General features: G+C 71.7%; 28 protein-coding genes and 1 pseudogene. 12 read left to right on the top strand and 17 right to left on the bottom strand.

The genetic code is table 11. From position 1 onward, the window contains the following. Positions 1-24 precede the first annotated feature (24 nt). A complete protein-coding gene (locus ACNF49_RS20075) occupies positions 25-3,072 on the bottom strand; it encodes an AAA family ATPase (protein WP_482944653.1) in 3,048 nt (1,015 codons plus the stop codon). A gap of 10 nt (positions 3,073-3,082) precedes the next feature. Next, complete coding sequence (locus ACNF49_RS20070; protein ID WP_482944652.1) at positions 3,083-3,730, bottom strand: hypothetical protein; 648 nt, start codon at positions 3,728-3,730, stop codon at positions 3,083-3,085. A 292-nt stretch (positions 3,731-4,022) separates the two neighbouring features. Here ACNF49_RS20070 and ACNF49_RS20065 point away from each other — a divergent pair, with 292 nt between their 5' ends. After that, entirely contained in the window at positions 4,023-4,358 is a 336-nt protein-coding gene (locus ACNF49_RS20065; protein WP_352324894.1) for a carboxymuconolactone decarboxylase family protein, read from the top strand. Here the strand turns inward: ACNF49_RS20065 and ACNF49_RS20060 are convergent. Continuing rightward, the gene (locus ACNF49_RS20060; protein ID WP_482944651.1) at positions 4,318-5,466 is read right to left on the bottom strand and encodes a PQQ-dependent sugar dehydrogenase; all 1,149 of its coding nucleotides are present in this window, start codon (positions 5,464-5,466) and stop codon (positions 4,318-4,320) included. The two genes, ACNF49_RS20065 and ACNF49_RS20060, sit on opposite strands and share 41 nt — an antisense overlap. Before the next feature lie 46 nt (positions 5,467-5,512). Here ACNF49_RS20060 and ACNF49_RS20055 point away from each other — a divergent pair, with 46 nt between their 5' ends. Next, on the top strand, positions 5,513-6,265 hold the full coding sequence (locus ACNF49_RS20055) for an SDR family NAD(P)-dependent oxidoreductase (RefSeq protein ID WP_357964698.1): 753 nt from the start codon (positions 5,513-5,515) through the stop codon (positions 6,263-6,265). Between the two features lie 111 nt (positions 6,266-6,376). Here the strand turns inward: ACNF49_RS20055 and ACNF49_RS20050 are convergent, their stop codons facing one another. Continuing rightward, on the bottom strand, positions 6,377-7,588 hold the full coding sequence (locus tag ACNF49_RS20050) for an ABC transporter ATP-binding protein (protein ID WP_352357172.1): 1,212 nt from the start codon (positions 7,586-7,588) through the stop codon (positions 6,377-6,379). 174 nt (positions 7,589-7,762) lie between these two features. On the opposite strand from ACNF49_RS20050, the pseudogene ACNF49_RS20045 reads away from it, so the two are divergent. Next, positions 7,763-7,852 (top strand): annotated as a pseudogene (locus ACNF49_RS20045) (LacI family DNA-binding transcriptional regulator); the annotation flags it as partial. Between the two features lie 134 nt (positions 7,853-7,986). Here ACNF49_RS20045 and ACNF49_RS20040 read toward each other — a convergent pair. Further along, the gene (locus ACNF49_RS20040; protein WP_482945743.1) at positions 7,987-8,268 is read right to left on the bottom strand and encodes a hypothetical protein; all 282 of its coding nucleotides are present in this window, start codon (positions 8,266-8,268) and stop codon (positions 7,987-7,989) included. Between the two features lie 60 nt (positions 8,269-8,328). Here ACNF49_RS20040 and ACNF49_RS20035 point away from each other — a divergent pair, with 60 nt between their 5' ends. After that, positions 8,329-8,844, top strand: a complete 516-nt coding sequence (locus ACNF49_RS20035; RefSeq protein ID WP_482944650.1) for a substrate-binding domain-containing protein — start codon at positions 8,329-8,331, stop codon at positions 8,842-8,844. A 24-nt stretch (positions 8,845-8,868) separates the two neighbouring features. Here ACNF49_RS20035 and ACNF49_RS20030 read toward each other — a convergent pair whose 3' ends face one another. Next, positions 8,869-9,666, bottom strand: coding sequence for an alpha/beta fold hydrolase (locus tag ACNF49_RS20030; RefSeq protein WP_482944649.1), 798 nt, complete (start codon positions 9,664-9,666; stop codon positions 8,869-8,871). Positions 9,667-9,821: 155 nt separating this feature from the next. Between ACNF49_RS20030 and ACNF49_RS20025 the strand changes: the two genes are divergently transcribed. Beyond that, positions 9,822-10,772, top strand: coding sequence for an alpha/beta hydrolase (locus tag ACNF49_RS20025; protein ID WP_482944648.1), 951 nt, complete (start codon positions 9,822-9,824; stop codon positions 10,770-10,772). Further along, positions 10,765-11,928 (top strand): acyltransferase family protein, encoded by a 1,164-nt coding sequence (locus ACNF49_RS20020; RefSeq protein ID WP_482944647.1) that lies wholly within the window; start codon positions 10,765-10,767, stop codon positions 11,926-11,928. Before ACNF49_RS20025 ends, ACNF49_RS20020 begins: the two co-directional genes overlap by 8 nt. Here the strand turns inward: ACNF49_RS20020 and ACNF49_RS20015 are convergent. Beyond that, positions 11,925-12,410, bottom strand: a complete 486-nt coding sequence (locus ACNF49_RS20015; protein ID WP_482944646.1) for a glutathione peroxidase — start codon at positions 12,408-12,410, stop codon at positions 11,925-11,927. The two genes, ACNF49_RS20020 and ACNF49_RS20015, sit on opposite strands and share 4 nt — an antisense overlap. Before the next feature lie 187 nt (positions 12,411-12,597). Between ACNF49_RS20015 and ACNF49_RS20010 the strand changes: the two genes are divergently transcribed. Both ACNF49_RS20010 and ACNF49_RS20005 read left to right on the top strand, forming a co-directional pair. Next, positions 12,598-12,993, top strand: coding sequence for an aggregation-promoting factor C-terminal-like domain-containing protein (locus ACNF49_RS20010; RefSeq protein ID WP_397163737.1), 396 nt, complete (start codon positions 12,598-12,600; stop codon positions 12,991-12,993). A 332-nt stretch (positions 12,994-13,325) separates the two neighbouring features. Next, a complete protein-coding gene (locus ACNF49_RS20005; protein WP_357964708.1) occupies positions 13,326-13,781 on the top strand; it encodes an aggregation-promoting factor C-terminal-like domain-containing protein in 456 nt (151 codons plus the stop codon). 40 nt (positions 13,782-13,821) lie between these two features. Here the strand turns inward: ACNF49_RS20005 and ACNF49_RS20000 are convergent, their stop codons facing one another. Further along, positions 13,822-14,454 carry a TetR/AcrR family transcriptional regulator gene (locus ACNF49_RS20000; protein ID WP_352357184.1) on the bottom strand — a complete coding sequence of 211 codons (633 nt, stop codon included), beginning with the start codon at positions 14,452-14,454 and terminating at the stop codon, positions 13,822-13,824. An 89-nt stretch (positions 14,455-14,543) separates the two neighbouring features. Here ACNF49_RS20000 and ACNF49_RS19995 point away from each other — a divergent pair, with 89 nt between their 5' ends. After that, positions 14,544-15,665, top strand: a complete 1,122-nt coding sequence (locus ACNF49_RS19995; RefSeq protein ID WP_357964710.1) for a ferritin-like domain-containing protein — start codon at positions 14,544-14,546, stop codon at positions 15,663-15,665. Between the two features lie 27 nt (positions 15,666-15,692). Here ACNF49_RS19995 and ACNF49_RS19990 read toward each other — a convergent pair whose 3' ends face one another. Then, the gene (locus tag ACNF49_RS19990; protein ID WP_482944645.1) at positions 15,693-16,172 is read right to left on the bottom strand and encodes a nucleoside deaminase; all 480 of its coding nucleotides are present in this window, start codon (positions 16,170-16,172) and stop codon (positions 15,693-15,695) included. A 220-nt stretch (positions 16,173-16,392) separates the two neighbouring features. Between ACNF49_RS19990 and ACNF49_RS19985 the strand changes: the two genes are divergently transcribed. Both ACNF49_RS19985 and ACNF49_RS19980 read left to right on the top strand, forming a co-directional pair. Continuing rightward, the gene (locus ACNF49_RS19985) at positions 16,393-18,174 is read left to right on the top strand and encodes an ABC transporter ATP-binding protein (RefSeq protein WP_357964713.1); all 1,782 of its coding nucleotides are present in this window, start codon (positions 16,393-16,395) and stop codon (positions 18,172-18,174) included. Then, positions 18,171-20,003 carry an ABC transporter ATP-binding protein gene (locus tag ACNF49_RS19980; protein WP_357964715.1) on the top strand — a complete coding sequence of 611 codons (1,833 nt, stop codon included), beginning with the start codon at positions 18,171-18,173 and terminating at the stop codon, positions 20,001-20,003. The genes ACNF49_RS19985 and ACNF49_RS19980 overlap by 4 nt, the downstream gene beginning before the upstream one ends. A 55-nt stretch (positions 20,004-20,058) precedes the next feature. Here the strand turns inward: ACNF49_RS19980 and ACNF49_RS19975 are convergent, their stop codons facing one another. The 6 genes from ACNF49_RS19975 to ACNF49_RS19950 all read right to left on the bottom strand — a co-directional run bounded on the left by ACNF49_RS19975 (position 20,059) and on the right by ACNF49_RS19950 (position 23,350). Then, positions 20,059-20,499 (bottom strand): hypothetical protein, encoded by a 441-nt coding sequence (locus ACNF49_RS19975; protein WP_357964716.1) that lies wholly within the window; start codon positions 20,497-20,499, stop codon positions 20,059-20,061. A 165-nt stretch (positions 20,500-20,664) separates the two neighbouring features. After that, positions 20,665-20,979, bottom strand: a complete 315-nt coding sequence (locus tag ACNF49_RS19970) for a hypothetical protein (protein WP_357964718.1) — start codon at positions 20,977-20,979, stop codon at positions 20,665-20,667. A 50-nt stretch (positions 20,980-21,029) separates the two neighbouring features. Then, positions 21,030-21,359, bottom strand: coding sequence for a DUF202 domain-containing protein (locus tag ACNF49_RS19965; RefSeq protein WP_357964720.1), 330 nt, complete (start codon positions 21,357-21,359; stop codon positions 21,030-21,032). Continuing rightward, positions 21,360-21,686 (bottom strand): YidH family protein, encoded by a 327-nt coding sequence (locus tag ACNF49_RS19960; RefSeq protein WP_357964722.1) that lies wholly within the window; start codon positions 21,684-21,686, stop codon positions 21,360-21,362. A gap of 47 nt (positions 21,687-21,733) precedes the next feature. Continuing rightward, positions 21,734-22,120 carry a DUF8711 family protein gene (locus ACNF49_RS19955; RefSeq protein WP_357964723.1) on the bottom strand — a complete coding sequence of 129 codons (387 nt, stop codon included), beginning with the start codon at positions 22,118-22,120 and terminating at the stop codon, positions 21,734-21,736. Between the two features lie 45 nt (positions 22,121-22,165). Next, positions 22,166-23,350, bottom strand: a complete 1,185-nt coding sequence (locus tag ACNF49_RS19950) for an aminotransferase class I/II-fold pyridoxal phosphate-dependent enzyme (protein WP_482944643.1) — start codon at positions 23,348-23,350, stop codon at positions 22,166-22,168. A gap of 172 nt (positions 23,351-23,522) precedes the next feature. Between ACNF49_RS19950 and ACNF49_RS19945 the strand changes: the two genes are divergently transcribed. Then, the gene (locus ACNF49_RS19945) at positions 23,523-23,780 is read left to right on the top strand and encodes a ubiquitin carboxyl-terminal hydrolase 14 (RefSeq protein WP_482944642.1); all 258 of its coding nucleotides are present in this window, start codon (positions 23,523-23,525) and stop codon (positions 23,778-23,780) included. A 37-nt stretch (positions 23,781-23,817) separates the two neighbouring features. Here ACNF49_RS19945 and ACNF49_RS19940 read toward each other — a convergent pair whose 3' ends face one another. Further along, positions 23,818-25,422 carry a Na+/H+ antiporter gene (locus ACNF49_RS19940; RefSeq protein ID WP_357964727.1) on the bottom strand — a complete coding sequence of 535 codons (1,605 nt, stop codon included), beginning with the start codon at positions 25,420-25,422 and terminating at the stop codon, positions 23,818-23,820. 63 nt (positions 25,423-25,485) lie between these two features. Further along, on the bottom strand, positions 25,486-26,559 hold the full coding sequence (locus ACNF49_RS19935; protein ID WP_482944641.1) for a hypothetical protein: 1,074 nt from the start codon (positions 26,557-26,559) through the stop codon (positions 25,486-25,488). Positions 26,560-26,675 lie beyond the last annotated feature (116 nt).

Genomic DNA, 26,675 nt, shown 5'->3' with positions numbered 1-26,675 from the left:
TCCTTACTCTAAGTGACCATGAGATCACCCATCGGCCCGGGTCCCGTTGCCGTTGCCGTCGTAGCCGAGCAGCCGCATGGCCGTGTCCGGGTCCATGGCCGCGGCCAGCAGCTGGGCCCGCCGGTGGGCCTCGTCGCGCTCGCGTTCCGCCTTGGCCTGCGCCGTCCGTACGCCCCTGACCGCCACGAACGCGAGCCCGGCGCCTACGACCACCCCGACGACCACGACGAACAGCAGGAGCAGCAGGGCCGGCGAGGCGAGCGCGGGAGCCGCCGCGACGTCGGCGCCCGCGCCGGGCACCGCGCCGGTCACCGCCAGCGCCGCGATCAGGGCCAGCGCGATCAGCCCGAGCAGGCTGGCCACGACCAGCCAGGCCCGACCGGCGCGCCGGCGCCGCCGGGGCTCGGCGACCGCCCCGGGAACCGGCCCGAAGCCCGCGTGCGGGACGGCGGCCGGAATCCCGGCCGGGACCGGGACCGCTGACGGTACCGCCGCCTGGACCGCTGCCGGGACCGCCGCCGAGGCCGGGGCGGCCCGCGGGCCGGGCGCCCACGGCACGAACTCGGGCCGGTCACCGCCCTGTTCGACGCTCTGCCGGACGCCCTGCCCGACGCCCTGGTCGATCCGGGTGACCTCGGCCGTGATCACCTGCGCCACGGCCGTGCCGGCGCCCGGGGCGGCGAAGGCGACCGCCCGCGGCTCGGCCTCCGCCTCCACCGGGCCGGGCAGCTCGCGCTCGATGCGGCTGTGCTCCTTGTGCGCCCTGGCCGCGTCGCGGTGGTAGTCCTCCAGCTGCGCGTAGAGCTCGTCGGAGGCGTAGATCGTGCCGTCCACGAGCGGTCCGCGCTCGCCGCGGACGACGGCCACCACGTCGTCGCCGTTGAGCGTCTTGTGCGTCTCCAGGGCGTGCGCCAGGCACAGCACCTGCCTGCGGTGCTCCTCCAGCAGCCGCTCGGTCTTCTCCAGCAGCCGCACCAGGTTGAACTCGATGCGCTCGCCCAGCACGTCGGGGGTCAGGTCGGGCGCGGCGCGCACCGGCTCGCGCTCGGTGATGCCGATGCCGCCTCCCCCGCCGCCCCGGCCGCGCACGGCCTTGCCGCCGTGGATCTCCAGCTCCTGGAGCGCGGGCAGCGAGGTGACGCCGGAGCCCATCCCCCAGTACGACTCCATGAGCGCGGTGAGGAACGTGGCCGCGTGCAGGTCGCCGGAGACGCCGGAGGAGTTGTCCTCGCCGAAGAACATGCGCTCGCCGGCCAGCGAGGCCAGGGAGACCATGATGTCGGCCTCGTACTCGGACTTCCAGCGGGTGAACTGGTCCTCGGGCTTGATCGAGGCGACCATGCCCAGGTAGTCGGCGCCCTTCTCGATGGTGGCGATGTCGATCTCCAGATGGAACCGGGTCACGTACGCCACCACGGCGTGGCACGCCTCGTGCACGGCCACGGCGTGCCGCTCCCGCTCGATGTACTCGACGTCCTCGGGCGGGCCGAGCTGCTTGAGCCGCTTGGCGCGCAGCACGTCCGACCAGGTGATGACCTCCCGCCCGTCGCGGATGGCGGTGATCAGCGACTCGTTGACCAGGTCCTTGATCGTGGCCCCGGTCGCGTACGGCGTGATCGTGGCCAGCTTGTCGATCTGCTCCCCGGTGAGCTCGTGGTCGACCTTGTCGAAATAGCCCTGGTACGTCCGCACCCGCCCGGCCTTGGACGGATAGCCGACCTTGTAGATGCGGTCGATACGGCCCGGCCGCAGCAGCGCCTCGTCCAGCGCGTCGGGCCGGTTGGTGGCCATCATGACGAGGATGCGGTATTTGGGCGGCGGCTTGGGCCGCATCCCGAGCAGCCGCCTGACCAGCCGGTTGAAGAAGCCGCGCGGCTTCTTGAGCCCGGACAGCTCGGTGAGCAGCGCCTGGAGGGTGCCGGGATCGCCGCTGTTCATCATGCCGCCGCCGGCGAAGAAACGCTCCCGCCAGGTGCCCGGCGGGTCGGCGGCCTCGCGCCGGCCCTTGACGGCCAGCGCCGAGCGGCTCTCCTCCGACAGGTACGTCATCCCGTGGCAGCCGGAGTGCGCCGAGAAGCCGCCCTGCCCGGGTGGCCCCTGCTGGGCCAGCTTGCCGCGCTTGCCGAGCGAGTCGGCCTCGTCGAAGAAGACGATCACCCCGCCGTACCGCAGCGCCAGCTTGCGCAGCTTCCTGAACAGGCCCTTGACCTTCAGGATGCCGACGCCCATGAACATGTTCGTGAAGGCTCCCGGATCCACGAACACGTACGGCTTGCCGGTCTCGCCCGCCACGGCCTCGGCCATCAGGGTCTTGCCGGTGCCGGGCGGGCCCCACAGCAGCAGGCCGCTGGGCACGTACCCGCCGCGCCGCTCGATCTCGTCGGGCCGCTCCAGGAAGACGATGTTCTCCTGGACCCGCTCGACCACGTGGTCCTGGCCCCAGACGTCGGCGAAGCGGGTCTTGATGTCGTCGGGGAAGTACGTCTCCACGCCGCCCCTGGACAGGAACCAGAACAGGCCGACGAACTGGATGATGACGAAGAAGAACAGGAAGACGATCTGCAGCAGGAACGGCAGCGCCTGCCAGATCAGCGTCGGCGCCTGCAACAGGGCGACGAACGGGCTGACGTCCAGCACCGCCCCCGCCACCAGCGCGATCAGCGTGACGAAGAAGGCGATCTTCAGGGCCCTGGAGATGCGGTATCTGGTCCAGTCGTCGAAGCGCCGGTGCGTCCACCGCTCGAACCCGCCGAAGACCTTCTGGCTCCAGAACCGGTGATAGCCCGACCAGTGCTCGCTGACGAGGAAGTGCAGTTGCCGCCCGGCCTCGGCGCCGAGCAGCCAGAAGATCCACTGGTACTCGTAACCGACTTTCCAGGCCGCCTCGGGGAAGGCCACGACGCCCGTCCAGTCGGCCGTCACCTTCCAGGTGAGGATCAGGTAGGCCAGGACCAGCGCGACGAGGAACTTGCTCCGGTCCCAGAACTGCATCTTCTTCCTGGTCACGGAGTCCGGGTCGGAGGGCCCGCTGCCGGGTGCGCGCAGCCCTTCGTGCTGAAAGGTGGTGGTCACTGACGCCCCCTCATCCGGGCAGCCGGAGCAGCTTGAACGAACCCGCGATCTTGTCGAACTCGGCGCCGCGGTCGCGGTAGCAGGTCGCCCGGCAGCCGATGAGCATGACCGAGACCGTCGCGCCCTTCTCGTCGAGGATCGCGGTCTGGTCGAACGTCTGTACGTCGGCGCCGATCTGGTAGTTGAAGCGCACCCGTACGCCTCTGGCGCCGTTCTCCAGGGCGAGGACGTCGTCGCTGAGGAGCTCGAACTTGGCGAACATCGGCGGCCGGCCGGTGCTCATGGTCCGCTGCTCGTACAGCTCGCGCATCGGGTCCGTGACGGGCAGGACGAAGTCGCGCAGCCGGTTGAGCGAGATCGCGTCGCGCTGCTGCTCGGTGAGCTTGTGCACGGTGGCGTACACGAACGGGTCGGACGAGCTCAGCAGATGGTTGACCGACGGCTCGGCCGACTGGTCGAAGGCCGTGGACCAGACCCGCTGCGCGCGTGTCGCCGCCGCCAGCGAACCGGGTTGGTCACCCGTCAGATACAGTTCGATCGGATAGGCGTTGAGCTGCTTGAACGAGGCGGGCACCTTGAAATAGGTGGTCCCTTCCCTGTCCCGCACGTAGGTGAACTCCGGCTGCCCGCACGCCGACAGCACGAAAACCGCGACCATGAGCGCGATCCAAGCCCGTGTCCTTTTCACCAGGGCTTACCTCCGCTTTACGGACCAACGCAGTTGTTGTGCCCGCTTTCATGCGGAATGAGGCCGGATGCACGATGAGAAATCTTGACCAAATCTTGGCCATTGATTGGCTTTACTTGTTACAGATCACCAAATGATGGTATGGGCCAGGCCGCCACACTCTACGGTCGCCCGGGATACAACGTTCGTGCAACCCCCATTGGTAGACCACAGGAAGTAGCAAAGGATATGAGGACGCCCATCCCGAGCCCCGGAGCGCACCATGAAAGAACCCGCGATGGAGACCGTCGACTCCTTCGGCATGACGGCTGAGCGGCAGTTCGCCGACCTGTGGTCAAGGACCGCCCTGTCGGTCAAGGAGCGCCGGCTGCTCCTGCTCGGGCTGCTCGTCGGACAGGGGCTCGACGAGCTGACCGCCGTACAGCTCGACGTCGCGCTGCGGGCGGGCGACCTGAGCGAGAGCGAGTTGCGCGAAGTGGTGGTGTTCCTGACCCACTACGCCGGCTGGACCCGCGGATCGCGGCTCAACGACCAGGTCGAGGAGCTGATCGAGCGGGTCAGGCAGGCTCGATCCGGTAGAGCGGACCCCGCAGGCTGAGCGCGTAGAGCTCGCCGTCGAGCCCCTCGCCGAACGAGGACAGCTGCTCGACCGTGCCGATCTCGGCCGCCTTCGACGGCTCCCCCGCGGGCGCGGCCCTGACCCAGCCGGCGCAGAAGTCCCCGTACAGGAAGCTGCCGCGCAGCCAGGGCAGCGCGGCGCCGCGGTAGACGTACCCGGCGATCACCGAGCAGCTGCCGTCCTTGCGCAGGGGGTAGGTGATGACCGGCTCGGTCAGGCCGCGGCCCGTGCCGCCGCGGAAGGGCCGCTCGCCCTCGCGCAGGTTCCAGCCGTAGTTCTCGCCGCCCTTGGAGGCGGCCGGCTGGCGGTCGACCTCCTCCACCTCGTCCTGGCCGACGTCGCCGATCCACAGGTCGCCGCTGTGCCGGTCGAAGCCGAACCGCCAGGGGTTGCGCAGGCCGTAGGCCCAGATCTCGGGCCGCGCGCCGTCCTTCCCGGCGAACGGGTTGTCCCGCGGCACCTTGTACGGCCTGCCGCGCGGATCGATGCGCAGGATCTTGCCCAGCAGCGTGCCGAGGTCCTGGCCGTTGCCCTGCGGGTCGCCCGCGCTGCCGCCGTCGCCGAGCCCTATGTAGAGATGGCCGTCGGGGCCGAAGGCGAGCTGGCCGCCGTTGTGGTTGGCGTACGGCTGCTCCTGGGTGAGCACGTCGCGCCGGCCGGTGGCACGATGCCCGTCGAAGGCCCATTCGGTGACGTGGGTGGCGCCGCGGGTGTCGGTCCAGTCGAGGTAGAGCCAGCGGCCCGAGGGATGGAAGGCCACGCCGAGCAGGCCCTGCTCGTTGCCGCCGCTCACCTCGCCCGACAGGTCCACGAGGACGTCGCCGTCCGTGGCGCGCAGCCGGCCGCCCTGCTCGGCGACGTAGAGCCGGGCGTCGCCCTTGCGCACGGCGAGGGCGACCGGCCGTTCGAACCGGCCGATCTCACGGAAACGCACCTGCCGGGGAGCGCTTTTCGGCTCAGGGCTCGCCGGCGTGGAAGCCCGAGTGGCGGCCGGCGGGGCGGAGGACACGGTGGCCGGGCCGGGCGGGGGCGAGGCGGCCGAGCAGGCGGTGAGGGCCAGGAGGAGCACGGCCGCGAGGGGGCGCACGCCGTCCATACTCGCACGCCCGACCGGGGACGTTAAGGTTCAGGACATGCCAACCGCATTGATCACGGGCGCCACCGCCGGCATCGGCGCCGCGTTCGCCCGCCGCCTGGCCGCCGACGCCTGCTCGCTCGTCCTGGTCGCGCGCGACGAGCAGCGGCTCGTCCAGGTCGCCGACCAGCTCAGGCTCAGGTACGGCGTGCACGTCGAGGTGCTGCCCGCCGACCTGGCCACCGAGGAGGGCCTGGCCAGGGTCGAGTCGAGGCTCCGCGACGGCGTCGACCTGCTGGTGAACAACGCCGGCTTCGGCCACCCCGGCGACTTCCTGAAGGTGCCGGTCGAGGACGAGCTGCGCATGCTCAAGGTCCACTGCGAGGCCGTGCTGCGGCTCACCCTGGCGGCGCTGCCCGCGATGCGCAAGCGCGACCGGGGCGCGGTGATCAACGTGGCGTCGGTCGCGGCGTTCTTCTCCCGCGGCACCTACAGCGCCTCGAAGGCGTGGGTGGTCAACTTCAGCGAGTCCGCGGCCAACGACGTGCGCAACCCGCGGATCAAGATCATGGCGCTGTGCCCCGGTTTCGTGCGCACCGAGTTCCACCAGCGGGCGTCCATGGACACCTCGGGCATCCCGGGGTTCCTGTGGCTGAAGGCCGACAACGTGGTCAGGGACGCCATGCGCGACCTCGCGCTCGGCAAGCGGGTCTCGGTGCCCGACCTGCGCTACAAGGCCATCGTGGCGATCGGCAAGCTGGTGCCGCACAACCTGGCCGGGCGCGTCTCGGCCCGGCTCGGCCGCCGCTGACCTCGGGGCGTACAACAAGGTTGGGCCCCCGCCGCGGGAGGGGGTCGCGGTGGGGGCCCGGGACGGCCGTGAGGAACTCACGGCCGGGACCGGCAGATCCGGCCGGACCTGCTAGCGGTTGGCCTCGTGGCCGATGGCCAGGCCGCTCGTCGGGTCGAAGAAGTGCAGGTTGTGCGTGTCCAGGACCAGGTCGATGCGCTGGCCGGGGCGCACGTGGCTGCGGGCGTTGACGCGGGCGGTCCACAGGGACTTGTCGCCCACCAGCGGCAGCGCCGCCTCCTCGTCGTCGCCCGTGTCGGCGGCGGCGACGGTGTCCTTGTGCTCGACCGGCGGGGCGTCGATCAGGAACAGCACGTTGATCTCGGAGCCCAGCTCCTCGGTGACCTCCGCCTTGACGGGCAGGGTGGCCCAGCCGTTGGCGTGGTTGCCGGCCGAGTTGGCGTCCTCGAAGTCCGACGGGCGGATGCCGAGGATGACCTTCTTGCCGATGTACTGGTCGAGGCCCGGCTTGTCGGCGAACGCCGAGTCGGGGATCGGCAGGCTGATGTCGGCGAAGCGCACGACCGCGCCGTTGTCGCGGGCCAGCTCGGCGGTGACGAAGTTCATCGAGGGCGAGCCCATGAAGCCGGCGACGAACAGGTTGACCGGCTTGTCGAACAGGTTCTGCGGGGTGTCGACCTGCTGCAGCAGACCGTCGCGCAGGACGCAGACGCGGTCGCCGAGGGTCATGGCCTCGACCTGGTCGTGGGTGACGTACACGGTGGTGACGCCGAGGCGCTCGTGCAGGGTGTTGAGCGAGGCGCGCATGGAGACGCGGAGCTTGGCGTCGAGGTTCGACAGCGGCTCGTCCATGAGGAAGGCCTGCGGCTCACGGACGATGGCGCGGCCCATGGCGACACGCTGGCGCTGACCACCGGACAGGGCGGCCGGCTTGCGCTTGAGGTAGGTCTCCAGGCCGAGCATCTTGGCGGCCTCGTTGACCCGCTTCTGGATCTCCGGCTTGGGCATCTTGCGGAGCTTGAGGCCGAAGGCGAGGTTCTCCTCGACCGTCATGTGCGGGTAGAGCGCGTAGTTCTGGAAGACCATCGCGATGTCGCGGTCCTTGGGCGGAAGGTGGTTGACCACCTTGTCGCCGATGGCGATCTCGCCGCCGCTGATGTCCTCGAGGCCGGCGATCATCCGGAGCGCGGTCGACTTACCGCAACCCGATGGGCCCACCAGCACCATGAACTCGCCGTCCTTGATCTCAAGGTTCAGCCCGTTCACGGCCTTCACGCCACCGGCGTAGATCTTGTCGACGTTCGTCAGAACGATGGATGCCATGACATTCCTTCGCGCTCCAGGGCGATCGGCCCGGACGTTGGTTCTCGGTTCCCGTGGATACGTTTTCACGTATCTCACCCGAAACGGACATCCGTGTCAAGGGGTACCGCGTGACCAGCCTTTGTAGGCACGGCGCTCTTCCGGTGGACCGGAATCCATGATGGAATCGTTTCCATGGAGAAGCGGGCGACGATCAAGGATGTGGCCGAGGCGGCGGGCGTCGGCGTCGCGACCGTGTCCCGGGTGTTGTCGGGCGGCTCGGCCAGCCCCAGCACCAGGGAACGGGTCCCGGCCGTCGCCGCCCAGCTCGACTACCGGCCCAGCGCGCTCGGCCGCAACCTGCGCCAGCGCCGCACCGGCGGCCTCGGCCTGCTGGTGCCCGACCTCACCGACACCTTCTACGGGCAGCTCTGCGAAGGCGTGCTCGCCTGCGCCCGGTCGGCGGGCGAGCCGGTCGTGCTGGGCTCGACGGGCGGCGACCCCGAGCAGGAGGCCGAGCTGATCGGCATGCTGCTCGAACAGAGCGTCGACCGGGTCATCGCGGTGCCCTCCGGCGACGCCGAGACGTGGGCCCCCGCGCTCAGGGCGGGCATGACGGTGGTCTTCGCCGACCGCCTGCCGCCCGAGGCCGGGCGCGACGGCGACCGCGACCCCGCCGAGAGCGCCCTCGACGATCTCATGCTCCTCGACGGCGTGGCCCCCGCGGGCGCGTCCCCGAGGGCGCCGCGCGGCCCCTGGACGTGCCCGCCGTCCTGGCCGACGACCGCGCCGGCATCCGTACGGCCGTGCGCTACCTGCGTGGCCTCGGCCACCGGCGCATCGCCTTCCTCGGCGGCCCCGGCCACGACCGGCGGGCCGCCGCCTTCCGCGAGGCCGTGGGCGCGCCGGTGGACGAGGAGCTGGTGGTGTTCGGCACCGGCAGCCGCGACTCGGCGTACGCCGCCGCCTCCGGCCTGTTCCAGAGCCGTCCCGACCTGTCGGCCGTCGTCGCGGGCGGGAACGTCCTGGGCGAGGCGGCCGTGCTGGCCGCCCGCGAGCTCGACCTGCGGGTGCCGAAGGACGTGTCGCTGGTGATGTACGACGACGTGCCCTGGGCCGAGCTGTGCGCCCCGCCGCTGACCGTGATCGCCCAGCCGGGCCGGGACATGGGATACCGCGCGTGCGAGCTGGTGCTGCGCGAGGGCACCCGGCGGGCGCGCACGGTGGTGCTGCCCACCGAGCTGATCATCCGTGGGAGCTGCGGCCCCCGCAGGTGACGTCGGGGTCACGGGGGCACGGTCTCAGCTCTCGCCGAGGACGTCCCGCGCATGAGCCTCGATCACCTCGGCCACCTCCCGGGGCGCCCTCAGGTGCGCGCCGTGCCCCTGCCCGTGGAGCGTGACGCGCCGGGCGCCGGGGATCACCTCCCGCAGGGCGTCGAGGCGCGCGCCGAGATGGGCGGGGCTGCGGTCGCCGCCGAGCAGCACCACCGGCGTGCGGATCGCCGCGTACGCCGCCCGCCGGTCGCCCAGGGCGTCGATCGCCAGCAGGTCGTCGATCTGGCGCGGCGCGCGCAGCCGCGTCGGCCGATGGCCGGCCACCGCCACGGCGGTCAGCCAGGAGACCGCCGGCGACAGGCCCACCACGTCCCTGAAGAAGATCCGCATCGCCCGGCCCGGCCGGCCCGCCGCCACCGCGGCCGCGGCCGCCTGGCTCGCCGCGCCGCCGAGCGAGGGTCCGAGGGCGACGGGCGGCTCGTACAGGACCGCGCCGGCGAAGGCGTCCGGCGCGAGGAGCAGGGACTCCAGCGCGGCCACCGCGCCGGAGGAATGGCCCACGAGCAGGACGGGCCCGCCGAGCGCCGCCGCCACCGCCACCGCGTCGGCGGCCTCCTGCGCCATGGTCGCGGGTCCGGCCAGATCCGGCCGGTACTGGCGGCGCCGGACGCGCACCACGCGGAACCGCGGCGCGAGCAGCCCCGCGACCTTGCCCCACTGGGTGCCGTCGTCGAGCCCCGCGTGCAGGACGAGGACGGCCGGGCCCCGCCCCTCCTCGACCACCCGGACGTCGGTCCCGTCGGCGGATGTCACCGTGAGCATGGCGCCTCCTCAGTGCGGCCACTGTACGCCTCCTCAGCCCCGTAATACCTCAGAGCTACGCGGAAGGTGCATCCCCTAGCGGGAAGCCGACTACAAGGCGTGATCCCTACCTTCGGTGCCGGAAGGAAGAACCAGCACGGAAGGGACCATCCGCCATGGCATCGCTCAGGAACCGCCTGCTCGCCGTGCTCGTCACCGCTTCGGTGGCGGTGCCCGCGTCCGGCGCCGGCGGGTCCGCGGGGGTGCCCGCGCCCGTTCCCGCCGCCGTGGCGCCGCTGCGCGCCGCGGCCCCCGCCGTGCTGGCCGCCGCACTGACCGAGCGGTACGCCGCCGGGCGCGCCGCCGTCCTGGCCGCCGAGCGCACCGCCGCCGCGCGGGGGCACCGCCTGCGGGCGGCGGCGCTGCGAGCCATGGCGGACCCGTCGCGCACGTTCCTGTCCTTCGACGGGCGCGACGGCGGCCGGACCGTGGAGGTCTTCGGCGACCTGGCGACGGCCCGGCGGATCGCCGTCCTGGTGCCCGGCTCCGACACGAACCTCGACCGGTACGGCCTCCTGCGCGCCGGCGCGACGCGGCTGCGCGAGACGCTCGGGGACGGCTCGGCGGTCATCGCCTGGGCCGGGTACCGCACGCCCGGCACGCTCAGCCTGGACGTGCTGACGCCCGCGCGGGCCGACGAGGCCGTACCCGGGCTGCGCGCGTTCGTACGGGAGCTGCGCGCGGTCAAGCCCGGCGCCCGGCTGTCGCTCGTGTGCCACTCCTACGGCTCGGTGGTGTGCGGACGGGCCGCGCCCGGCCTGGACGTGGCCGACATCGTCCTGATGGGCAGCCCCGGCGCGGGCGTCACCGACGTCGCCGCGATGCGCACCCGCGCGGTCGTGTGGGCCGGGTGCGGCGGCGCCGACTGGATCTCCGGGGTGCCCCACGCGCTGGTCGAGCTGCCGTTCGTCACGGTCGGGCTGGGGGCCGACCCGGTCTCGCCCGGGTTCGGCGCCCGCGTCTTCGCGGCGGGCGACGGCGGCCACAGCGACTACCTGCGGCCCGGCTCCCCCGCGCTGACGGCCGTCGCCCGCATCGTCTCGGGAGAGGCCGCCCGCGATGTCTGACTCCTCCCTCCGCGCCCGCTCCGGCCCGCGCGGGCTCACCGCCCGCATCGAGGCCGGGACGCCGCCGGAACGCGACCGGGCCCTGGACGCCCTGCGGGCCCTGGCCATCCTCGGAGTGGTGGCCGGGCACTGGCTGGTGACCGCCGTGGTCAGCGACAGCGGCAGCCTGCGCGTCACCAGCCCGCTCAAGTACCTGCCGCAGCTCGCCCCGATGTCGTGGGCGTTCCAGATGCTGGCGATCTTCTTCCTGGTGGGCGGCCTGGTCGGGGTGAAGGGTCACCGGTCGGCGCGGGCGGCCGGCATCGGCTACGTCCCGTGGCTGCGCGGCCGGTTGGGGCGGCTGTTCCGCCCGGTGGCGGTCGTCGCGGCGGTGTGGGCCGTGGCGGCGGTCGCGATGCTCGCCTCCGGGGTGCCGCTGGAGGACGTGCGGCTGCTGGTCAGGATGGCGGCGGCGCCGATGTGGTTCCTACTGGTGTTCGCCGCGCTGACGGCGGCCACGCCGCTGGCCGCCCGGCTGCACCCGGCCTGGCCGCTCGCGGCGGTGGCGGCCGCCGACGCGGTGCGGTTCGGGCCCGGCGGCCCGGAGTGGTTGTGGTGGGTGAACCTGGCGGCCGGCTGGCTGGTGCCGTACTGCCTGGGCGCGGCCTGGGCCCGCGGGGAGCTGCGGAGCCGGGCCACCGGCTGGACGCTGCTGGCCGGCGGCGCGGCCACGGCCCTGGCACTGGTGGTGTGGGGCGGCTACCCGGCGACCATGGTCGGGGTGCCGGGCGCCCCGGTCTCCAACCTGGACCCGCCCTCGCTCGCGGCCGTCGCCTTCGGGCTCGCCCAGTGCGGCGCGGCGCTGCTGCTGCTCAGCCCGCTGCGCCGGCTGCTGCGCCGCCCCGCCGTCTGGGCGCCCGTGGCCGTGGCGAACCTGGGCGCGATGACGATCTTCCTGTGGCACCAGACCGCGCTGATCGCGGTGACCGAGCTCGGGCTGCTGGCGGGCCGGGCGCTGCCCGGCCCGCCGGGCGGCGCCGCGCTGCCCGGCCTGCACACCCCGCCCGAGCAGCTCGGATGGGTGGCGGCCCGGCTGGCCTGGCTGCCGGTGTTCGCGGTGGCGCTGCTGGTGTGCTGCGCCGCCTTCCACACCTACGAACGCCGGCGGGCCCGCTAGAGCAGCTTCTCGATGGCCGCGACGACGGCCGGGTCGTCGGGGGCGGTGCGGGGGCGGAAGCGGGCCACGACGTTGCCCTCGCGGTCGAGCAGGAACTTCTCGAAGTTCCACTGGACGTCGCCCGCCGCGCCCTCCTCGTCGGCGGTCTCGGTGAGCGCCGCGTAGAGCGGGTGGCGGCCGGGGCCGTTGACGTCGGCCTTGGCCAGCAGCGGGAAGTCGACGCCGTAGGTCGCCGAGCAGAACTCCTGGATCTCCTCCGCCGTGCCGGGCTCCTGGCCGGCGAACTGGTTGCAGGGCATGCCGACCACGCTGAAGCCGCGCGGGCCGAAGTCCTGCTGGAGCTGGACCAGGCCGGAGTACTGCGGGGTCAGGCCGCAGCGGGAGGCCACGTTGACCAGGAGGACGGCCTTGTCGCCGGCGAGGTCGCCGAGCGTGGTGGGGTCGTCGGCGAGGGTGCGGAGCGGGATGTCGCGAAGGCTCATGATCTGAAGCTTACAGAACGATGCCGGGCGCAGATTGTGACCTATTCCTCATTTTTCCCACGAAACCCCTGAATATCAATATGTCGCGATCTTGGAATTGCGCCTAATTTTTCATGGTCAATTAGGAAAGAAGGGAGTTTGTCAGGCAGGGTGACGCGGTCCCCGTCCCCTTCGAAAGGGAATCCGCATGCCCATGCTCCGCCGTACCGGTGTCCTGGTCCTCGCCGCCACGCTCGCGACGGTGACCGGCACCACGGCCGCACAGGCGCAGAGCTCCCAGAGCAGTGGCAGGAACAAAGCCATCGCCAAGTCCCTGGCCGCCCAGCGCGGCTGGGGCGCCGCGAGCTACGGCTGCCTGGTCAGGCTCTGGGCCAGAGAGAGCGGCTGGAACCACAGGGCCGGCAACCGGTCGGGCGCCTACGGCATTCCGCAGGCACTTCCGGGCCACAAGATGGCCTCCTCGGGCGCCGACTGGCGCACGAACCCACGCACCCAGATCCGGTGGGGTCTGGGCTACATCAAGCAGCGGTACGGCTCGCCGTGTCGCGCGTGGGCGCACTTCCAATCCCACAGTTGGTACTGAGCCAAACCCCAGGTACGTCCGCGTTTTTACTCAAGGACATGCCATATAGGCGACGGGCCGGGCAATCCTGGCCCAGCGAGATCGCCCTTTATCCGAATTGAGCGCGCAAACACCTGTCCTTCGCGTGTCGAGATCGCGGCCCGCGGTCACGGCCCGTAATAGGAATCGTGCTTGAGGACACGTCGTGGCGCCTTCCGGGCCGTCCAGCACGATCGGGCGGTACAGATCCCGGGAGGCCGCGCGGACCCTCCGCGTCCGAGCCACGGACGCCGGACCGGCAGGGCGCCCCGAGGGGGCGCCCGTCCGCACGCGACCCGATAGCAAGGATCGCCTTGGACAGCAAACGCGTGCTCAGCGGCACTCTTCTCACTATCAGCGCGTTCGGCGTCAGCACCGGCCCGGCCTGGGCGGAGTCCCGGCCCCCGGTGATCAAGATGCGGACCTGGACAACGTCAGCGCAGCCGAAGATCGCGGCCGTACGGCCCGCCGGAAGAAACAAGAAGATCGCTCTGGGGCAGGTCGTCCAGCGTGCGTGGAACTACCGGGAGTTCCGCTGCCTGGACAACCTGTGGACCAGGGAGAGCAATTGGAACCACCACGCGCTCAACCGGTCGTCGGGCGCCTACGGAATCCCGCAGGCGCTGCCCGCGGGCAAGATGAGCGGCGCGGGCAAGGACTGGCGGTCCAACCCCGAGACGCAGATCCGCTGGGGCCTGGCCTACATCAAGGGAAGGTACGGCAGGCCCTGCGGCGCCTGGGGGCACTGGAGATCACACAACTGGTACTGATCTCCGCTCCGGAGGGCATCCGGGTCACCCGGGTGCCCTCCTACTGACCCGCGTGCACCGCGATGGCCTGGATGAGCAGTTCGACCCCGAACTCGAACTCCGCCTCGTGGTCGCACTCGGCCAGCAGCGGCGCCAGCGCGCTCACCTCGGGGAACAACGCCGGATCGACCACGGCGGCCTCGACCGTGCGGCTGTGGACGGGCGCGAACGTGGGCGTCACGCCGACCTCGCGCAGCAGCGAGCCCACGATGAAGGCGATGAACATGCGCAACATCCGGACGGCGTCGGGCCCGTCGAAGCCCGCGCCGCGCAGCGTGGCCAGCGCCCGCTCGACCGGCAACAGCCCGGCGTGGGAGTGGAGCTGGCGGCTGACCACCACCATGGTCGAGCGCGGATGGTGGTGGGCGATCTGCCGGAAGGCCCGCGCCTGCGCCCGCACCCGGTCGGTCCAGTGGGCGTCGGGGTCGTCGGTGAACTCGATGCCGCTCAGCACGCTCTCGGCCACGCCGTTGAGCAGGGCGTCCTTGTTCGGCACGTGGTTGTAGAGGGACATCACGCCGACGCCGAGCTCGGCCGCGATGCGGCGCATGGAGACCGCGTCGGCGCCCTCGCGCTCGATGAGGTCGATGGCCGCGGCCACGATGCGGGGCCTGGACAAGGGCTCGGTGGTCATAGCTCATTCTATTGACGCACGTACACCGTACGTGCAAGGGTCGAGCCGTGGACGTACACCGTACGTAATCCCCCTCGCGGAGGTCCCCCATGTCGACGCACGATCTCTACACCCTCCCCGCCGAGCTCTCCACCTGGGACGTCGGGATGGCCGGCGCCAGCCGGTTCACCTGGGAGTACGACGAGGGCCGCGACCGCATGCTGGCCTTGTACCAGAAGGGCAAGGACAAGCAGTGGGACTCGGCCAAACGCATCGACTGGGACCTGGAGGTGGACCCGTACAACGTGCTCGGGATCCCCGACACCACGATCGCCATCCACGACACCCCGCTGTGGCACCGGCTCGGCCCCCAGCAGCGCCAGGACGTGCGGCTGCACGGCGCGGCCTGGCAGTTCTCCCAGTTCCTGCACGGCGAGCAGGGCGCGATGATCTGCTCGGCCCGGATCGTGGAGTCGGTGCCCGACCTGGACTCCAAGTTCTACGCCGCCACCCAGACGATGGACGAGGCCCGCCACGCCGAGACCTACGCCCGCTTCCTCCAGGAGAAGGTGGGGCTGGCGTACCCGATCAACGAGCACCTCAAGGCGCTGCTGGAGAGCACGCTCAGCGACTCCCGCTGGGACATGCCCTACCTCGGCATGCAGGTGCTCATCGAGGGCCTGGCCCTGGCCGCGTTCGGCGTCATGCGCGACATCACCACCAAGCCGCTGCCCAAGCAGATCCTCGCGTACGTGATGCAGGACGAGGCCCGGCACGTCGCCTTCGGCCGGATGGCGCTGCGCGACTACTACCAGAACCTGTCGGAGTCCGAGCTGCGCGAGCGCGAGGACTTCGTCATCGAGGGCTGCTACCTGATGCGCGACCGGCTGCGCGGCGCGGAGTCCTGGGAGCACCTGGGCCTGTCCAGGGCCGAGACCGACGAGGTCATGCGGGCCACCGACCAGTCGGAGTACCTGCGGCTGTTCCGCTCGCTGCTGTTCAGCAGGATCGTGCCGTGCGTCAAGGACATCGGGCTGTGGAGCCCGCGGCTGCAGCAGGCGTACGCCGACATGGGCGTGCTGGAGATGGCCGGCCAGTCGCTCGACGCCCTCATGAAGCAGGACGAGGACATCGCCGACAAGCTGGACGAGGCCCGCTTCGCCGCCGAGGAGGCCGAGCGGCACGCCGAGGTCGCCGACACGATCGCCCTCGGCTCGTCCGGTACCGACTGACCGGCGGACGCGCCGCGCCCGCCGCCCTCACCGCGCGCCGTGGAAGCGGCGGTGCAGCTCGTGCACCTGTCCGGCCAGCTCCGGGACGGGCCCGTCCACCGCGATGCCCGGCGCGACGGCGTTGACCGGCAGCGTGCTCACCGGCGGCGCCGGCACGCCCAGCTCCGCCAGCCACCCGGCGAGCTGCGCCGACGACGCCACGTAGACGATGCGCCCGAGGCCCACCCAGGCGTGGGCCGCCGCGCACATCGGGCAGTGCTCGCCGGAGGTGTAGACGGTGGCCGCCGCCCGCTCGCCCGGTGTCAGGTTGGCCGCCGCCCACCGTGCCAGTTCGAACTCCGGATGCCGGGTGCGGTCGCCCCCGGCCACCCGGTTGTGGTCCTCGGCCAGCACGGCGCCGTCCGCGGCGACCAGCACCGACCCGAAGGGCTCGTCGCCGGACTCCAGCGCCTCGGTGGCCAGCTCGACACAGCGCCGCAGGTACGGCAGTTCACTTTCGTCGATCATCGCGACTTCCTGTCCGGTGAGAAAGGTGAGCGGAAAGGACAGCTCCGCCTTAGCGTGGGCCGCGCCCGAGCCGCAGGTGGACGTGGGCCCGGCCGCCCGGACGACGGCGGGCGCGGGGCCACCGGACGAGCCGTGAGGGTCTCGTTTCCGCCCGTAACCTGCAGAAACCCCCACATTTACCGCAAAAAATGGGTTGATCCCACGTATTAATCTGGATGGGATGCCTCCCGATACTGACACACCTCGCCGTCCCCTGCTCTCCTCCAACTCCCTGTGGCGGATGAAGTCCTACCTCCGCCCGTACGCCGCCAGACTGGTGCTCATCTGGCTGGCCGCGATCCTCAGCATCGCCGCGAGCATCGCGCTCCCCCTGATCAGTGAGAAGGTCATCGACGGTCCCGTGACGCGGGGCGACTCCGACGGGCTGCTCCCGCTCGGTCTCATCGCCCTGGGCGTGGGCGTCGTGGAGGCCGGGCTGATCTTCCTGCGGCGCTGGACCCAGGTCAAACCCGTCCTCGGGCTGGAGACCGCGATCCGCGACGACCTCTACGAGCACCTGCAGCGCCTGCCGATGGGCTTCCACGGCGACTGGCAGTCGGGCCAGTTGCTGTCGCGGGCCACGACGGACCTGTCCACGATCCGCCGCTTCCTCGGCTTCGGCATGCTCTTCCTGGTGATGAACATCCTCCAGCTCATCACGGTGACCGTGCTCCTGCTGAACAAGTACTGGCCGCTCGGGCTGCTGGTGCTGGCCTCGGCCGTGCCGATCGTGTGGACGTCCCTGCGGTTCGAGAAGCGGTACATCAAGATCTCCCGGCAGGTCCAGGACGAGCAGGGCGACCTCGCCACGCTCGTCGAGGAGTCGGCCATCGGCATCCGTACGATCAAGGCGTTCGGCCGCCGCCACCACGTCTACGACCGGTACGACGAGGCGGCCCGCAAGGTGTACGGCAGCTCGGTCGACAAGGCCACCCTGTCGGCCAGGTTCTTCGCCTTCCTCGAAGTGATCCCCAACGTCACCCTCGCCCTGGTGCTGCTGCTCGGCGCGCTCGCGGTGGGCTCCGGCTCGATGACGCTGGGCACGCTGGTCGCCTTCACCACCCTGATGCTCCAGCTCGTCTGGCCGATCGCCAGCCTCGGCTACATCCTGGCCATGGCCCAGGAGGCGATGACCTCCGCCGACCGGGTCATGGAGGTCATGGACACCGTCCCGGCCATCGAGAGCGGCAGCCGCACGATCGAGCTGCCCCGGGGCCACCTGCGGTTCGAGGGCGTCGGGTTCGCCTTCCCCGGCGCCGACGAGCCGGTGCTGCGCGACGTCTGGCTGGACGTGCGTCCCGGCGAGACGGTCGCGATCGTGGGCGCGACCGGCGCGGGCAAGACCACGCTGACCGCGCTGGTGCCCCGGCTGATCGACGCCACCACGGGCCGCGTCACCATCGACGGCGAGGACGTGCGCGACCTCGACCTGACCACGCTGCGCTCGCTGGTGGCCACCGCGTTCGAGGAGCCGACGCTGTTCTCGATGAGCGTGCGCGAGAACCTCATGCTCGGCCGGCTCGACGCCACCGAGGAGGAGATGGCCGACGCGATCGCCACCGCCCAGGCCGGCTTCGTGTACGACCTGCCCTGGGGCCTCGACACCCGCATCGGCGAGCAGGGCCTGTCGCTGTCGGGCGGGCAGCGGCAGCGGCTCGCCCTGGCGCGGGCGGTGCTGAGCAGGCCGCGGGTGCTCGTCCTCGACGACACCCTGTCCGCGCTCGACGTGGAGACCGAGGCGCTGGTGGAGGAGGCGTTGCGGCACGTCCTGCGCGAGGCGACCGGCATCGTGGTCGCCCACCGCGCCTCGACCGTGCTGCTGGCCGACAAGGTGGCGCTGCTGCGCGACGGCACCATCACGCACGTCGGCCGCCACCACGAGCTGCTGGCCGACGTGCCCGAGTACCGCGAGCTGCTGGCCCAGGACGCCGACTTCGACCCCTCGGAAGGAGCCCTGCGATGACCACCGCCCCCGTCTCCTCCTGGCGCGGCGTCGCCTCCGAGGAGCAGGACGAACTGCCGGAGAAGGTGTCGGTGCTGCTGCGGGAGCGCTCCCGCAGGCTGCTCGGCGACCTGCTGCGTCCCTACCGCAAGGCCATCGCGGTGCTCACCGCGATCATCGTCGTCTCGAACGCCGCGGCGCTGGCGATCCCGTACCTGGTCAAGGTGGGGATCGACGACGGCATCCCGCCGATGACCCGCGGGTCGGGGCCGTCGGTCCTGCTGGTCGTGGTCGGCGTGATCCTGGCCGCGGCCGTCACGCAGGCGCTCACCCGGCAGGCGTTCCTGCGCCTGTCGGGGAAGATCGGCCAGAGCGTGCTGCTGGAGCTGCGCAGGCGGGTGTTCGACCACTTCCAGCGGCTGTCGCTGAGCTTCCACGAGAAGTACACCTCGGGCCGGGTCATCTCCCGGCTGACCTCCGACATCGAGGCCATCTCCGAGCTGCTCCAGTCGGGCTTCGACGGGCTGGTCAAGGCGGTGCTGACGATGTTCGGCACGGCCGCGCTGCTGCTCGTCCTCGACGTGCACCTCGGCCTGGTGGCGCTGGTCCCACTGCCGCTGCTGCTGCTGTTCACGCGGTGGTTCCGGCGGCAGTCGGTGATCGTCTACCGGCGGACGCGGGAGACGGTCGCCCTGGTGATCGTGCACTTCGTGGAGTCGATGACCGGCATCCGCGCGGTGCAGGCGTTCCGCAGGGAGCCGCGCAACCAGGAGATCTTCGCCCAGCTCAACGACGACTACCGGGACGCCAACGCGCGCAGCATGGTCCTGGGCGCGGAGTTCATGTTCGGCATCAAGCTGATCGGCAACCTGACCGTGGGCGGGGTGCTGCTCTACGGCGGCTACCTGGCGATCCAGGGCGAGGTCACGGTCGGCGTGCTGGCCGCGTTCCTGCTGTACCTGCGGCAGTTCTACGAGCCGATGCAGGAGCTCAGCCAGTTCTACAACACCCTGCAGTCGGCGGGCGCGGCCCTGGAGAAGCTGTCGGGCGTGCTGGAGGAGGAGCCGGGCGTGCCGGAGCCGCGCCGGCCCGAGCCGCTGCCCCAGCAGGCCCGCGGCATGGTCCGCTTCGAGGACGTGCGCTTCGCCTACGTCGAGGAGATGCCGATCCTGCCCGGCCTCGACCTGACGATCCCCGGCGGGCAGAGCGTGGCGCTGGTCGGCGCGACCGGCGCGGGCAAGACGACGCTGGCCAAGCTGATCTCCCGCTTCTACGACCCGACCGCGGGCCGCGTGCTGCTCGACGGGGTCGATCTGCGCGACCTGGACGAGACGACGCTGCGCCAGGCCGTGGTCATGGTGACGCAGGAGAACTTCCTGTTCAGCGGCACGGTCGCGGACAACATCAGGTTCGGCCGGCCGGACGCCACCGACCGGCAGGTCCGCGAGGCGGCCAAGGCGATCGGCGCGCACGAGTTCGTCGCCGGGCTGCCCGACGGCTACGACACCGAGGTCGGCAAGCGCGGCGGGCGCATGTCGGCGGGCCAGCGGCAGCTCATCGCGTTCGCCAGGGCGTTCCTCGCCGACCCCGCGGTGCTCATCCTCGACGAGGCCACCTCCAGCCTCGACGTGCCGAGCGAGCGGCTGGTGCAGCGGGCGCTGCGCACGATCCTCGCCGACCGCACCGCGCTGATCATCGCCCACCGGCTCTCGACCGTGGAGATCGCCGACCGGGTGCTGGTGATGGAGGCCGGCCAGGTCGTCGAGGACGGTCCGCCCGACCGGCTCATCGCCGCCTCGGGCCGCTTCGCCGGGCTGCACCGGGCCTGGCTGGAGAGCCTGAGCCAGTGACCGCGACGCCATCGGCCCACCGCGCGGGCGGGGGGGCCGATGGCGGACGGGCGCGCTAGTGGTGAGCGGGCGCGACGGCCACGAGGTTGCGGTACAGCTCGTACCCGACGAAGAGGGCGACGGGCACCCCTACCGCGACGAGCAGCCGACCGGCCGAAGGCATCCCGGACAGGGGCGCCTTCGGCTCCTCCAGCACCGGACCCGACGCGGCGCCGAGCTCGGGCACGAGGTCCGGCAGCACCTCGGGCGCCGGCCGCAGCTCGGGGTGCCTGGCCAGGTAACCGCTGGGGAACGACGTCACGTGATAGGCGCCGCATCCCGGGCAGCACGTGCCCGACCAGGGGGGTTGCACGGCAACGCCGGAGCTGAGCCAGATCTCGACCTGATTGCCGTGGTCGTCGGCGAAATGCCGGACGACGAATTCCTCCTCCCAGACACGCAGACAGCGCAGGCACTCGAAGGGCCAGGTCTCGCGGGTCTCGAACCCGTCGCGCACGAGGATCACCCCCGGCTGGGATTCGGTGGTCTAGACCTGAGTCTGCGCCTGACCCCGCGCCTGCGCAAGGCGCACCTTATGACACTTCAAGCTACGAAACGCTTACCAAGTGTCATGGTTTAGCGCCGTTTTTCGGCACTTGCCCGCCCGCCGTCGCGTCCCGCGTCAGTACGGACGCCGCGGCGGAACCGGGCTGAGCAGCGGCGTCGCGTCCGGCACGACGGGCTCGTCCGACCGGAACAGTTCCGGATGGCGGGCGAGATAGCCGGCCGGGAACGTGGTGGTCTGCTGACAGCCGCAGTGCGGGCAGATCACCCCGTACGACGGCGGCGGCACCACGAGCCCGTCCCTGAGCCAGATCTCGGCGGCGTTCCCGTGCTCGTCGTCGACGTGCCGGACGAGGTAGTCCTCTTCCCAGACGTGCCAGCAACCGCGGCACTCGAAGGGCAGGGTCCTGCGTTCTTCCTCCACTGAGGTCACCCCCTCACTACGAGTGTCCGCCTCCCCTCCGGCACATCGCAAGCCGGGGGTCACCGGACCGTGAGCACGAAGGTGACCGCGCCGAGCACGACGCTGAGGGTGCCGAGCCAGGCGAACAACGCGTCGAGACCCGCGTCGATGGGCCGCCCGCCGTGCAGGGCCTCCTGGACCCGGCGGAAGCGCACGCCCGTCCTGATCAGCAGGACCGCCCCGCAGAGCGCGGCCAGCGCGAACCCCGCGACGGCCACGGCGGGCAGGCCGTGGCGCACCGCGAGCCCGGCGGCGCCGAGCCCGCCCGTGGCCAGCGCCACGGCGGTGCGGACCCAGGCGAGGCGGGTGCGCTCGCTCTGCAGGCCCTCGTCCCAGATCTCCTGTGACATCTACACCGACAGGATGATGAGCACGAGGGCGACGATCGCCACGGTGGCGACGCCGTACCCGAAGACGGCCGCGAGAGCGGGCGGCGGGAGCGGCGCCTGGTTGCGCAGGGCGCGCTGGATGTTGCGCCAGCGCGGATAGGCCATGCCCGCCGCCAGCGCGGACAACGACACCAGCATGACCGCCAGCACCGTGCGGACCCACGGCACGAACACGTCGGAGGGCACCGCCGCCATGGCCACCCCGCCCGCGCTGAGCGCCAGCGCCGTGCTCAGCCACGTCAGGAAGGTGCGTTCGTTGGCCAAGGTGAAACGCGGGTCGGGTTCCATGCCTTATATGGTAATTCGTCCCCTTTTCCCCTAGAGAGAGCGGGATTTCAGCTGCACGCCTTGGCGACCTGCTGGGCGTAGTCGACCGCCTCGCTGCCCACCTTCTGGGCCGCGTCGACGGCGTCGTTGACGTTCTGGACGTTGATCCCGGCCAAAGTCTTGGCAAGGTCTTCGCTGGCCTGCTTGAGCGTGGTGTTGGCGGCCTTGTCGGCCACGTCGTTGAGCTTGCCCGCGGCGTCGTCGAGCGCCTTCTCCATGGCCTTGGGGTCGTCGGTGAGGTCCTTGACCTTGGCGGCCAGCTCGGTGACGATCTTCGGCGCCTCCAGACACGCCTGGGCCTTGTCGATCGTGTCGTTGACCTCGCCGCACCCGGCGGCCAGGACGCATACGGCGAAGAGCGCCAGGGGCACGAACCGGCTCTTGATGAGTCGCATACCTCGACCTTACCCAGCGCCCCGCGCCCGCGGCGGCGCGCGCGTTCAGCGAAGGAGCCCCGATCGAGGGCCGGCGACGGCGAAGGCGGCCGTGATCCGGTCGAGCTGGGCGTCGGTGTGGGTGGCGGTGATGCTGACCCGGATGAGCGCCTGCCCCGGCGGCACCCCCGGCGAGATCATGGCCGTGGTGAACACCCCTTCGTCGAACAGCTCCCGCCACAGCCGGAAACACAGCAGGTCCTCCCCCACCGGCACGGCGATGACCGGACGGTCCGACGGCACGACGGCGTACCCCAGCCCGGCCAGCTCGCCGCTCAGCCGCCCGGCCGCCGCCCGCACCCGGCGCCGCCGCTCGGGCTCGGCCGCCACGATCTCCAGGGCGGCCAGCGCGGCGGCGGCGCAGGCCGGTGACAGCGCGGCGGTGAACACCATGGACCGCGCGTGGTGGCGCAGGTAGAGGATGATCTCCTCCGGTCCGGCGACCGCGCCGCCGATCGTGCCGAACGACTTGGAGAAGGTGACGGTCTGCACGTCCACGGCCTCCTCCAGGCCGTGCGCCTCGGCGGCGCCGCGACCGGCGTCACCGAGCAGGCCGGCGTCGTGGGCGCTGTCCAGCACGACGCGGGCTCCGTACGCGCGGGCGAGCTTGGCGATGCCCGGCAGGTCGCACACGTTCCCCGAGGTGGAGAACATGCCCTCGGTCACGATCAGCCGGCCGGCGTCCGGGTCGACCGCGGCCAGCAGCCGTTCCAGGTGGTCCATGTCGTTGTGCCGGTAGCGGCGTAAGCGCGCTCCGCCCAGGCGTACGGCATCGATGAGGCACGCGTGCACCAGCCGGTCGCCGATCACCACGTCGCCCGGCCCCAGCAGCGCGCCCAGCGCGAGGTTGGCCAGGTAGCCGGCGCTGGTCACCATGACCGCCGGACGTCCGAGGAACTCCGCGAGCCGCGCCTCCAGCTCCTCGTGCAGCGCGAGGGAGCCGTTCGTCAGCCGCGAACCGCCGCTGCCCGCCCCGAGCCGCCGGACCGCCGCGACGGCGGCCTCCTTGACGCGTGAATCCCCCGAGAGCCCGAGATAGTCGTTGGACCCGGCCTGCACCAGCACCCGTCCGCCGACCACCACCTCCCCGTCGCCCGGACGCTCCTGGATCGGGTGGTAGTAGGGATAGACGCCCAGCTCCTTGACCGGCTGGTACCCGGGCAGACGACACTTCGCGAACACATCGGCCATGCCTTCTCACTCCCCTGAGTGCGGCCCCCTGAGAGAAGTCTGGTCGACCACCCCGCGAACCGCGCGGAACCCCTCCGCCGAAGGCCCGGCGCGCACAGTGTTCTGGCTGGTCAGGGCCCGTACAGGAGGTCTGGGCGGAAGGCGACGGCGGCCGGGTCCTAGGATCTGATCCATGGCAATGTGCGAGCATCTTTCCCAGGCCGACGACCCGGCGGCGAAGACCCCAGAGGGCTGCGAGGAGTGCCTGGCCAGCGGCAGCCGATGGGTGCATCTGCGGCGCTGCCTGGAGTGCGGCCACGTCGGCTGCTGCGACTCCTCGCCCAACAAGCACGCGACCAAGCACTTCCACGAGACCACGCACCCGGTGATCCAGTCGTTCGAACCGGGCGAGAGCTGGCGCTGGTGCTTCGTGGACAACCAGATGGGCTGACCCGGCCGGCCGATGCCCTCGGCGGCGCCCGGCGGGGTCAGCGTTCGAGGATGGCCTCCTCGAAGTCGAGCTGGGCCATCACCTCGCGCAGCACCTCGTCGTCGAGACGGCGCTCGTCGCGCAGGCGGACGAACACCTCGCGCTCGGCCGTGAGCATGTCACGGCGCAGCCGCCGGTAGATGCTGCTGGGGGTCTCGGCGCCGCCCTGCGCGGTGCCGCCGCCCAGCCGTTCCCACGCGGTCAGCGACCGCCGCCACGACTTCTCCCTGAGCTGGTCGATGACCTGCTTCTTGATCTCGTCGGGCTCGCCCTCCTGCTCGACCAGCCGTTCGAGCTCGGCCAGGCCCGCCTCCAGCGCGGCCTGCTGGGCGGCCGCCTCGGCCAGCGTGTCCTCGTAGCGCTCCTGCTCGCTCGACACGCGCAGCTTCCTGATCAGCGCGGGGAACGTCATGCCCTGGATCAGCAGGGTGCCGATCACCGTGGTGAACGTCAGGAACAGCAGCATGGCGCGGTCGCGGGCCGGGATCTCCGGCGGGATCGAGAACGCCGCCGCGAGCGACACCACGCCCCGCATGCCGGCCCAGCCCAGGATCACCGTCTGCTGCGGGCTGGGCGCCGGGCCCCGCCGTACGAGCTTGACCAGCGGGGTGAAGGCGAACACCCACACGAACCTGGACACGATCGTCACCGCGAGCACCGCCAGCGCGTAGCCGGCGACCTGCCAGGGGCTGTAGCCGGTGATGCCCTGGACCACGGTCACGAGCTGCAGCCCGATGAGCGCGAAGACGATCGACTCCAGGAAGAAGTCGGTGACCTTCCACACCGCGTCGGACACCAGCCGGGTGCCGAACCCCCGCTGGTGCATGCGGTTGCCCAGGTAGAGGCCGACGACCACGACGGAGATCACGCCCGAGGCGTGCACCGGCTCGGGCCCGAGCCCGGAGACGTGCACGGACTCGGCCGCGAGATAGGCCGCGAACGGGATCAGCAGCATCAGCGTGTTCTCGACCAGCGAGTCGCGGGTGTGCTGGAACACCCAGGCGAACACGAACGCCAGCGCCAGCCCGATGGCCACCCCGCCGAGCGCCGCGAACAGGAACTGCGCCACGCCCTGGAACAGGTCGATGCTGCCGCCGACGGCCGCCCCGATGGCCACCCGGTAGGCCGTCAGCGCCGTGGCGTCGTTGAACAGGCTCTCGCCGATGAGGATCGTCAGCGACTTGCGCGGCAGCCCGAGCCGCCGGCCCACGGCGACGGCCGCGACGGCGTCGGGCGGCGCGATGATCGCGCCGAGCGCGAAGGCGGCGGCCAGCGGGAGCTGCGGCAGCAGCAGGTGGACGACCAGCCCCACCACGGCCGTGGTGAACAGCACCAGGCCGATCGACAGCAGCGCCACGGCCCGTTTGACGTCACGCAGGCGCAGGTAGGAGCTGTCGAGCGCGGCCGAGTAGAGCAGCGGGGGCAGGAACACGAACAGCACCAGCTCCGGCTGCAACGGCACGGCCGGCACCAGCGGCGAGACCAGCAGGCCGGCCGCGACCAGCAACAGCGGGGCCGGCCAGCCCCGCCGCCGCGCCACGGCCGCGACCGCCACCGCGCCACCGGCCATCAGCAGCAGTTGCAGGCCCATGGTCGGGTTCAACGACGCTCCTCCAGCTCGCCCGGGTGGATGCCGAGAGCGTACCCGGCGGGCGGGAGGAGGGTGTCACCACTCCCGGCGGTCGTGCCCGTCGCCGTAGTCCTGCTGCTGGTCGGGGCGCAGGCGTTCGCCGGTCGAGAACAGGGGGTCCGTCACGTAGGGACGGCCCATGTTCGGGTCGGACGACTGCGGCGGGTACTCCTGGCGGCCGAGCGCCAGCAGCGGGTCCACCGGGTTGGGCGGCGGGGACTGCTGGTAGCCCTGGTAGTTGTCGGCCGCGCGGTAGGAGTCCTGGGCGGGCGCGGGGTTGCGCCTGCGGCCGGCGCCGGGGATGCCGTGCATGGGAGTGCCGAGCCCGGCCGTGCTCTGCGGCTGGGCCTGATGCTGCGGCTGGGGCTGGGGCTGGGGCTGCGGCTGGGGCGGGGACGGCGGCTGCTGGTAGGAGCCGTACGGGTCCGCGGAGTACTGCTGGGCCGGCGGGAAGGGGTCGGCGGCCTGGGACGGGAAGCCGAGCGGGTCGGTGCTCAGCGGCGCCGGACGGCGCTGGTCGGCGGGCAGCTGGTAGACGGGCTCGTTGCTGTCGACGTACTGGGGGCCGGTGAAGGGGTCGCCGGTGTACTGGGGGCCGCTCAGCGGGTCGCCGGTGTACTGCGGGCCGCTGAAGGCGTCACCCGTGTACTGCGGGCCGCTCAGCGGATCGCCCGTGTACTGCGGGCCGCTGAACGGGTCGCCGGTGTAGTGGGGGCCGCTGTGCGGGTCGCCGGGGTACTGGGCGGCGGGCTGCTCGACGTACTGGGGGCCGGTGAAGGGGGTGCGCTCGCCGTACGACGGCGTCTCCCGGGGGCCGGTGGTCTCGCTGTAGGAGGCCACCAGCTTGTCCTGCGGCGCCGGGCCGCGCGCGACCAGCACGTCGTTGGGCGACAGCGACGCGGTGGGCCGCTCGTCGAGCGCCGGCGGCGGAGGCTGCTGCTGGGCGTGCTGGGGCGGCCGATGGTACGTCCCGGTGCCCGGCATGACCTCGGTGCCCGGCATGATCTCGGTGCCCGGATCGGCCGCGGGCACCGCGGGCTGCTCGCCCGTGGCCTCGGCGTAGCCGTCGTCGAGCGTGTCGAGCAGCCTGCCGACGTCCTCCATCGGCATGCGGAAGCTCGCTGTGCACATCTCCCCTCGCCACAGGCTGAGGACCAATGTGCCCTCATGCCACGTGACCCGGAGGCACCGCTCCTGACCTCGTGCATCGAAGAAGACTTCGCCGA

This window comes from Actinomadura sp. ATCC 39365 (genome assembly GCF_054392275.1).
The sequence above is the reverse complement of the archived record's forward strand: the minus strand, read 5'-3'. Positions and strand labels throughout refer to the sequence as shown.